This window comes from Bacillus sp. BPN334 (assembly GCF_008368885.1).
GTDB classification, from domain to species: Bacteria; Bacillota; Bacilli; order Bacillales; family Bacillaceae_G; genus Bacillus_A; species Bacillus_A wiedmannii.
The window spans coordinates 1-10,365 of sequence record NZ_QOZW01000025.1 but is presented as its reverse complement, the minus strand read 5'-3'; the positions used below and the strand labels follow the sequence as shown (position 1 = coordinate 10,365).

General features: G+C 33.7%; 3 protein-coding genes and 4 pseudogenes. 6 read left to right on the top strand and 1 reads right to left on the bottom strand.

Translation table 11 applies throughout. The annotated features are described in order from the left end of the window. Positions 1-22: 22 nt before the first annotated feature. From DN393_RS29870 to DN393_RS29845, 6 genes and pseudogenes are all read left to right on the top strand, one after another. On the top strand, positions 23-661 hold the full coding sequence (locus DN393_RS29870; RefSeq protein ID WP_064476582.1) for a sugar transferase: 639 nt from the start codon (positions 23-25) through the stop codon (positions 659-661). A 37-nt stretch (positions 662-698) separates the two neighbouring features. Then, positions 699-2,041: pseudogene (locus DN393_RS29865) on the top strand (oligosaccharide flippase family protein). A gap of 3 nt (positions 2,042-2,044) precedes the next feature. Beyond that, positions 2,045-3,159, top strand: a pseudogene (locus DN393_RS29860) (O-antigen ligase family protein). 21 nt (positions 3,160-3,180) lie between these two features. Next, positions 3,181-3,822, top strand: a complete 642-nt coding sequence (locus tag DN393_RS29855; protein WP_149174203.1) for a glycosyltransferase family 2 protein — start codon at positions 3,181-3,183, stop codon at positions 3,820-3,822. After that, a pseudogene (locus DN393_RS29850) lies at positions 3,819-4,753 on the top strand (glycosyltransferase family 4 protein). The gene DN393_RS29855 and the pseudogene DN393_RS29850 overlap by 4 nt, the downstream one beginning before the upstream one ends. Positions 4,754-4,845: 92 nt before the next feature. Next, a complete protein-coding gene (locus tag DN393_RS29845) occupies positions 4,846-6,393 on the top strand; it encodes a glycoside hydrolase family protein (protein WP_142315015.1) in 1,548 nt (515 codons plus the stop codon). A 111-nt stretch (positions 6,394-6,504) separates the two neighbouring features. On the opposite strand, the pseudogene DN393_RS32245 reads toward DN393_RS29845, so the two are convergent. Further along, positions 6,505-10,365 (bottom strand): annotated as a pseudogene (locus tag DN393_RS32245) (beta strand repeat-containing protein); the annotation flags it as partial.

The window sequence follows — 10,365 nt, the reverse complement described above, 5'->3', positions numbered from 1 at the left end:
TTGAATGTGGGGGTAACGATCTATGATTCGTGAAACAAATCAAGCCAAGTTGTATACGATTCCGGCTCAAGAAAAGACCAGTATTTTGAATCGAAGTATGAAACGCTTGTTTGATATTATATTTTCACTCATATTGTTACTATTAACGCTACCAATTATGTTGTTCTTTTGTATTATGATTGCTTTCGAAACAGCAGGAGCTCCAATTTATTTTCAAGAACGTTTAGGGATTAATGGAAGGAAATTTAATGTATTTAAATTAAGGTCGATGGTAAAAGATGCTGAAATAAATGGACCACAATGGGCAAATGAAAATGATCCAAGAATTACTAAAGTTGGATCGTTTATAAGGAAAACGAGAATTGATGAGTTACCGCAACTTTTAAATATTTTAAAAGGTGATATGTCTTTTGTCGGACCAAGACCAGAGAGAGAGTATTTTTATAAACAATTTGATACGTATATCCCAGAATTCAAGGATCGTTTAATAGTGAAGCCAGGGTTAACAGGATGGGCACAAATAAATGGAGGATATAATCTTGATCCGAAAGAAAAGTTGAAATTGGATATGGAGTATATTGAAATGAAAACGATTAAGATGGACATTCGGATTTTATGTAAAACCGTTTTAATAGTATTGAACGGTAATGGTGCAAGATAAATATATGTAAGTAGGTTGCTTGCAAAGGAGAGCAGGTATGGGTAGATCTATTTTAAATAATATTATCCATCTATTTTATAGCACGATTTTAGCTAATCTTCTTCAGGCTGTGAGTTTAATTGCTTTAGCAAATTTTTTTAATGTACAAAATTATGGGATGTTTAGTGTTGCTATAGCAGTGACGTTTGTTATGTTATTTTTTACAGATTTAGGACTTACGAATACGTTTCTTCGAGAAGGCGCAAAAGATGGAGTAGACTTAGAGACGATTTTATCGTCTTATATAAAAGTAAGGATGATTTTACTTATTTTTATTTCTATAATCGGCTATATTGCTATTCATTATATGTATGCGGATAGAAATTTAATTTACATGATGATAAACGTAATGTTTTTCATGTTAATAGGATTAACTTGGCAAAATATAGGGATTGCCTACTTTCAGCTGACGGAGCGTATGAAGTATATAGCGCTTATTAAAGTTGTATCAGCAGCAGTTGTCATTATCATTACATGTTTTTGTATTTTTGGAGAGTTACCAGTTTATATAACTGCGCGTTTATATGGATTTGGTTATATGATTGGTGGTGTATTCAGCATATATGTAATGAAAAGAAAGACGAGTATGAATATGAAAGTCGTAATTCATAAAGCGTTGTTTTGGCAAGTGACGCCTTTTATTATTAGTGGTTTTTTAATAATGAGTACGCCACAATTAGCACCTATCTTACTTAACTATACATTGCCATTAAGTATGGTAGGTGTTTTCGCGGTGGCTTATCGGATGCCAGCAGCTTTATATCAAGTACCAGGGGTGATTGCAGGGGCATTTTATCCAGTGCTCTTTAAGCATTATAATCAGAATAATTTAGAAGAGCATACGAAATTAAACTTACTTCAAATAAAATCAATGGCGATTGTGGGAATATGTATGACGATAAGTTTATATCATTTAGCGCCATACTTTATTTCTATATTTTTTCATGAGGAATGGAGAAATGCAGTAGAGCCACTCCAAATATTATCATTTCTCATTGTGCTGCAAAGTTTAAATATTGCTATAGCTGACGGCTTAACAACGAGTGGACGTCAAAATAAAAGAACGGTTGTGCAATGTATAGCATTAGTGATAGGTGGGATTATGCTTTATAGCTTTAGTAGTATTGGTGGAGTGATAGGAGCGGCTTACGCTATGGTTTTATTTGAAATTGTGGCTTTAGTTGGGTATATAGCGGTAAGTGTAGTGAAGAAAAAAATTGTATTCATACGTTAATCGTAGTAGTTGGTATATTCCTATATGATTACGAGTTGAAAAAACTTCTTCTTTCGTTTATAAGAAAAACACGCAAAAAGGATTATATTACGAAACAGGGGATATAGCCTATGGAAAATAATATAAAGATATCGATGAAATGGATTATGCTCTTAATATTATTTGTCATGTTAAGTAAATACAACATATATATTGGATTTTCGCTGAAGATATATATGATTTTTTTAGTTATATATTTTTGTTTAACAGTTAAAAACTTTCATATTCAAAAGCTATATTTTCATGAAGTTGTATTTTTGCTATTTTATTTCATCTATTGTTACAGTGGAATTCTTTCTATATATTTACATGTTAGTATTCGTATGATTCTTGGTGTGCTACTTGTTTTAGGGTGTTATTTTATAATGAGAAATTTATTAGGAAATGTTGAAATAGCAACACTTGAATCATCTATTGTTTATGTAGGATTCATATTTAATGTTGTAAGCCTAATACTGTATATAGTCGGTTTACAGCACTTTGGATTGTACGGTGGAGAAGAGAGAGAAATTTTTGCTGGACTATTAGTTGATAGAGGGTATCCAAGATTAATTGGTTTGCTAGATGATCCTAACATTTTTATTTTTTATAATACAATATTTTTTATGTATTATATGACAAACCTACATAATATGACGAACATTTTAGGATTGATTTTATGTGTTACGACAAGTTTATTAACTTTTTCAAGGGGAGGAATATTGGCACTTGTGCTTGTCGTTTTTGTATATGTATGTACATCTAGTTTTGCAAAAAAAATAAAAATAATAATGATGATAATGGTTGTGGTAGATTTTCATTATGGGAAGCTGCTTTTAAATATTATTTATCCAATCCATATATCGGAATCGGTGCATTTAATTTTTCGAATTATTATGAGTTTCAATTTAATGAAAAGTTATATGTACACAATACATTTTTAGAAATTTTGTCTGAATCGGGTACAATTGGTTTTCTGTTATATAGCGCTTTTTTATTCATATTAATGTTCAAGTTAACGCAGTATACTTTGTTTCGTGAAAAACCGTATCTTTTATTGACTATGATTGCATTTTTATTTCAGATGATGTCATTGTCACTCATTATTAACGAAGCGTTCTTTTTATTTTTAGCAATGGTTGTGAAGTACATTTCAATATATGAAGGAAGGGGAAAGGTAGATGGTAAAATGTCTATCAGCACATAATAAGGCGCCTCATGTTTCTTAATAACTCTTGCAAAAATTAAAGAGATAATAGAAGGGGACTCGCGTATTAGATTATTATCATTAAAAGAAAATGTTGGTGCTGCTAAAGCTCGGAATATAGCGATTGAAGAGGCGAGAGGAAGGTATATTGCCTTTTTAGATAGCGATGATATATGGTTGCCACATAAATTGAAGACGCAATTGTTATTTATGGAAGAAATGAATGCGGCTTTTTCATATGCATCGTATAGCTTAATCGATGAAAACAGTAATGAACTAAATCGAGAAGTGAATGTACCAAAATTTGTTGACTATCATCGTTTGGCAGGAAATACAATTATCGGTTGTTTAACAGTAATGATTGATCGTGAAAAAATTCCGCATATTGAAATGCCTAGTGTACAGCCAGAAGATACAGCGTTATGGCTGAACTTATTAGATGAAGGACATGAAGCCAAAGGAATACAGCAAGTGTTAGCGAAGTATAGAATTGTAGCAAATTCTGTTTCGAGAAATAAAATTAAAGCGGCTTTTCGATATTGGAAATTATTAAGGGAACAAAAACGACTGAATGCAGTGCAAATCTTTTACTATTTTAGTAAGTATGCCTTTCATGCCTATAGAAAAAATAAAATCAATGTAGTTGGGAAGACGCAATTATGAATATACTGTTGATGACAGATAAATTGATAACTGGAGGAGCCGAGAGTTATTTTTGTAAATTGGAAAGCAATTTGCGTGATGAGAAATTTACGGTTTATACAGCTGCAGGTGATGGAGAACTATATGAATCTCTTACTAGAAAAGAAAATTTCATGTTACTTAGTCGATGGAATCATTTGAGAAATATTCATTACTTACGAAAAGAAATTTGTAAACGAAAGATAGAACTTATTCATGCAAATAGTTTTCGAATGGTATTATATTCCTTTTTAATTCAAAAGTTCATGAAAAAAAAGATAAAAGTCGTATATACGAAACATAATGTAACGATATTAGAAAAGAAAATGCCAACTTTTTTTCGTTATTTTATAAATAAATATGTGAATAATATTATTACAGTAAGTGAGTTTGAAAAGAATAATTTAATTTCAATGCATGTAGCAGAAGAGAAAATAAAGTAAAAATTGCAAATGTGTTGAAAAAAAGAGATGACTTTTTGTTTTATATTGCTGGTGATGGACCAGAGAAAGAATCTATTATGAAAGAAATAGAAAAGTATGGATTGCAGCAAAGTGTAAAGATGTTAGGGAATATTTCAGAGCCGCATAGGTTTATAGGAAATATGGATGCCCTACTTTTATTATCTTTTCGTGAAGTGTTTCCAATGGTAGTAATTGAAGCAATGGCTACAGGAACACCGATTGTTTCAATAGATGTTGGTGGAATAAATGAAGCGGTAATAGATGGGGAATCAGGTGTTTTGTTATCTGAATATTGCGAATCGGTATTTGCAAGTGCGCTTGAGGAACTACAAGGAAATGAGAAAAAGGTGAATGGTATTAGACTGAAAGCACGAGAGAAAGCAGAGAGATATTTCTCATTAACTAAAATGATAGAAGAAACGAAAAGTATATATGAATTAAACAAATGACCGTGCAAGTCGTTTGTTTTTTTTATTATAGAAACTTTTAAGAGAAAACTCACATATTATATGAAAAAGGTAATATGAGGAGTGAATTTATTTTGTCAGAATATATTTCTTCCCAAGAAGATTGTGTACCAGAAAATAGCGTTCATATTAATTGTTTTGGAGCAGTTCCGAATTCAGGGAATGATAGCTCATTAGCAATTCAGCAAGCTATAAATTATTGTGTAGCGAACCGAATTTCGACGGTTAGAATTACAGGGGTAAATACGTACAAAATTGTAAAGCCGATTGTTATTAAATCAAATGTAAGGTTAGAGCTAGATCCTACTGTTACGTTGCAAATTGATGGAGATTTTAATGCGTTTGAACTGCAACAAAATGCATCTATTACGGGTGGTACAGTTCAAGTTATAAATCCAGTGTTTCAATCTACTGTTATTTATGTTTCCGGTTCACAACAAATAGAAGTTCCTAATCACTCTCTTATATCAAATATAAATATAGTAAATGCAACGTCGTCATATAAAGGTAAGGCTATACACTTTTATTGTCAAAAAGCATGGGATTATATTAGTTTCTTTCAAGTTAACTTTATTCAAATTAAAAACTTTCAAACTGCAATACATTTGAAGACAGAATATATAGACGATATAAATACACCTTGCTGGATTAACGCAAATGTATTTCAATCTATATTTATTGATGGATGTCAGTATGGGATAGAAGTTGATGGAAACAGTGATTTACCAAATGAAAGTTCAGGAAATACGTTTCATGATATTCAAGTACAATGTAGACAGCAAACGAAAAAGGTCATTCGTTGTACGGGTGCCTATAATACATTTGATTGTATGATTTGGGATACGTACCGGATGAGTAGTGAACAGATTGTCATTGAATTTTCTTCTAATTCGCATCGTAACTACCTTTTTTCGAATTTACTTTCCACAACTATTGTAGATAAAGGACAATACAATGTTTGTAAGTCTACCTATGAAGAATCTCTTCGGATTCAGTTGCCGATTACGTTAAATAAACCACATTTAATAGGGAACCAAGATGATATATTAGTAAATGCTCCACAGAAGTATACTGTTAAGCAAGTAAGTGGGAAATTACCTTACGGGGGGAATCTCGCAAATTGCTTTAATTTAATAGATGAACAAAGTGTAAACTATATCGATGTTCCAGATAGTAATCCAGTTGTGATTGAGCTAGATTTTACGAAAAATCCAATCAAAATGTTGAATTGTTTTGGCATGTATTTTGGATGGGGAGAGAGTCCGAAGAAAATTAAAATCGAATATGCATTAAGTGCAACTGGAAATTGGGTTGTTGCATCGGATGTTCCATTAAATGTAGGCGATACAATTATATCGAATATGAAGGCGAGTCAACTATATAAAGTAAGAATTACATTGAGTGGTTATTCTCAAGACCAAAAGCGTTTTCGGATTAATCGTATGTTTGCAAGATCGTCGATGGAAAATGGGAATGCTTGGTTAGCGACAACTGGCGGAAGAATGTTTGGAGATATTGAAATAGAAGCAAGTAAAGGTATCATTATGAAGACTGCTAGTGGAGCGAAATGGAAAGTAACGATTAATGAGGCTGGCCAGCTTATTACGACTAAAATAACTTGAGATGATGATTGGTTGTAAATGCTTGGACGAGTTATTAGGTAGTACGATAAAGGGAATAAAAAAGAGATTGTAATTTGGGTTCAACCAAACTACAATCTCTTTTTGTTTAAATTAACGCCACCAAATCCAAGTCCAAAAGTAATTTCGTATATTTCGAGGGGTAATGCGTATAAAATGTTCGCCGTCAAAGAAACAATTGAAATTTGGAAGTGTTTCATCAGGATTTTTTGGAATAAAGTTGACGGTGTTTTCGTTGCTTGTAACGGTTACTGTAATTGGTGGGTCGGTAGGTGAGACTTGAAGTTGTAACGAAATATCCGCCGTGTTTTTAAATTCATTATTAACAGGTGGACTTATCACTTGTACTGTGAATAACACGCTAATTGTTTCGTTTGGTTCCAAATTAGTAGCGACTAGGAAACCGATATTCGGATTCGCTAGTGGAGAGCGTTCGCCGTTAATAAAGACAGTGCCGTTCATGAATTGTAAACCTAGTGGAATGGTATCTTGTAATGAAACATTTGAAAGTGAAATATCAGAAGTATTCGTAATCCGCACCGTATAATCAAAATATTGGTTTAAATAAGCTGAGTTGACGGAAGTGTTTTTTACTACTGTTGCAGTTATAAATTGAACTAGTATGCGTACAATGTTTGAATTAACAATGAAAGTAATAATCGGGTCTTGTGGTGTCAATTGGAAAGCTGCTGTAACTGTTGCGGAATTGACAATTGTATTGTTTGAAGGATTCGCTGTTACCAATAAATGTTGTACCAGCTGGAATGATATCTAGGACAGAAGTACTGATTGTAGGAATTGGTGAATGATTTATTACTTCCAATGTGAAAGTTATGGTCTCTCCTGTTGTTACGATAGATTTATCAGCTGTCTTTTCAATGCGAACCATCGGATCAACTACTGTTGTTGTAACGGTATTTGTTTGCTTTGTAATTGTAATAGGCGGTTCATTCGGATCAATGGTAACAGTATAGGAAATAGAAGCATCGTTATTGATTGCAGATTGAAGAGTTGAAGAAGATATTGTTACTTGGAAAGTAATGATAGCAGCTTCATTAGGAACAAGATTTCCTAATGTAATACCATTTTCAGGATTTGCATTAGGTTGATTGATTCCGTTAATCGTAACGCTGCCCGTAACGAAGGCTGTATCTACTGGTACGGTGTCTATGGCAAGAAGGTCTTCAATCGTAACATTACCGCTATTTGTAATCGTAATTGTATACGTTAAAGTTTGACCAGGTAATGCATTCGTTACATCAACAGACTTAATAGCAAAGACATTATCATTTTGGACAGTCGTTGTGACGGTATTGGTTGTAGTTGCATTCGTAACAGGTACGTTATTTGGGTTGACTATATAGTTAAAGGTAGTAATTGCGTTGTTGTTGAGTTCATTTGGTGTTGGGATAGAAGTCACAGACACTTGGAATGAAGCGATAGCATTTCCGCCAACAGTTATGGTACCAATAAACGTAGTACCTTGAGGAATAATATCTTGAATGACTACATCATTTGCTGCAACATTACCAGTTTGATTGAGTGTAATCGTATACGTTAACGTGTCACCGACTGTTGCAAATGCTAGGTCAACAGTTTTATTACTATTCAAAGTCACATGATTAATTGTTGTTACGGCAGCTGATGAAATAATAGTTTCGGTAATAGGTGGTCGATCTGGTAACGTGTATTGGTATTCAATTGTACTCGTGTTAGAGATTGGATTTGTTTGCGGAATTGAAGTAACCCGTACTTGGAATAGAATAGTTGCTGTCGTATTAGACGGAATGTTATCAAGTTGTATCCCGTTAAGTGGATTGTCATTTGGACGAGCGGTGCCATTCATAATAACATATTGGATAGGTGTTGTTTTTATAGCGAGTACATTAGCAGAAATAACTTCAGTGAAGGTAATATTACTAGTCGATATTTGTTCCTCGCCATTAATTGTATAACGAGAAGTTGATTGGTTTTGGATACGACTGCTAGCTGGAAGAGATACCACGGTAACGGAAAACGTGACTGGGATAGAAGTGTTAGGAGCAATCGTTCCTACAAGTATACCAGTACTTGGATCCGCGTTAAGCTGAGGGATATTATTTACTAACACACTACCGTCTATAAAGGTTGTTCCATCAGGGATATTGTCTGTAAATACAACAGAAGTAGCATCCGTATTTCCTGTATTCGTTAAAGTTGTTGTATAAGTTAAAATGTCACCAATTGCTACAGAGGTCAAATCAACTGTTTTCAGTGAAACGATATCAGCGTCATTAATTTGGACGAAAGTAGTATTGGAAGTAGTAGATTTTTGAATAGGTGCAAAGTCAGGGTTGAAAATAAAATCGTAGACGATGTTTGCAGTATTAGGTGTTGGGTTTACAGCAGGTAAATTCGTAACGGAAACTTGGAACGTTATTGTTGTCGATTGATCTGATGCGATATTAGGAATAGAAAAGCCGATATTTGGATCTGCTGCAGGAAGTACAGTGTTGTTAACTGTTACACTTCCCGGAATAAATACTGTTCCATCCTCTATAGTATCTGTAAAAAAGATGGAGTTAGTTGTAGTGGATCCGTTATTTTGAATGAGTACTGTATATTCAATGGTTTCATCAATATTAGCTAATACTGTATTAGCGGATTTTGTAGCGATAAGAATCACATCAATAAATTGTATATTTGTAGTATTGGAAGATGTCGTTTCTGAAATTGGTGGCAAGCTTGGGTCTGGCTGATACTCATAGTGGATGACGGCGATATTATTAATGTTATTTTGAGAAGGTGCAGAGACTACATTTACTTGGAATGTAACGATAATTGTATTGTTTGGAAGGATAATATCAAGGGTGATTCCGGTAATTGGATTTTCGTTAGGTCTCGGTTGACCTATGCGTGTAATAGATCTGTTAGCGGATTTAATTGCACTCACATTTGCCGTCCGCACTTCAGTATTTACTGCATTTGATAATGATCTACGCTGAATAATCGGAGAACTAGGGTCAATTTGGTATTCATACGAAGTGTCTGAAATGTTAATGACTGTGTTGCCCTCTGGTATATTTGTAAGTTGTACTTGGAATGAAATAGTGACTGTTTCATTTGGTTGTATCGTGCCGAGGGTTACTCCATTTTCAGGGTTCACACCAGGCTGAATCACATTATTTATTGATAAGCTATCTTCAATGAATATAGTACCTTCTGGAATGTTGTCAATGAACACCGTATTGTTAGCTGGAACAGTTCCTATATTTTGTAGTGTACTTGTGTAGGTAATATGTTGCCCGATGGATACGAAAGTAACATCCGCCTGTTTAACAGAAATAATATTTGCATTTTGAAGTGATGTTGTAACAATATTAGAATTTGCAGAGCGATTCACTGGTGGAGCTGTAGGAATACTTACATATTGGTAATTTACAGATGATTGATTTACAATTTCGGTTTCAGTAGGTGGATTATTTGTTTGTACTTGAAATAGTATCGTTTTGGAACTATTTGGTGGAATCGTTCCAATTGGTATTCCGTTTTCAGGATTTGCATCAGGCTGAAGTACACCGTTAATTGTGACACTGTCTGGAACGAATGTAGTCCCAGCTGGAATAGAATCTGTAAAAGTAATATTTATTGCGTCAACATTTCCGGTATTTTTCACTTCAGAAATATAAAGTATAGTTCCGCCAATATCTACAGTTATTGGATTGGACGTTTTTGTAACTGTCAATTGTGCTTGCACGAAATTTGTAATGACAATATTACTTATAGATGTTTCAGTAATAGGCGGTTGCCCTGGGTCTGGTTGAATTGTATATGTTGTATTAGATTGATTTGTAATCAATTGTTGTGAGAATGGATCGTTAATAAGAATTTGGAACGAAATAAGGTGAGTAGCGTTTGCTGCTAGGTTAGGCAAAGTAACACCTACATTTGGATTTGCACCAAGTATAGTTGTTC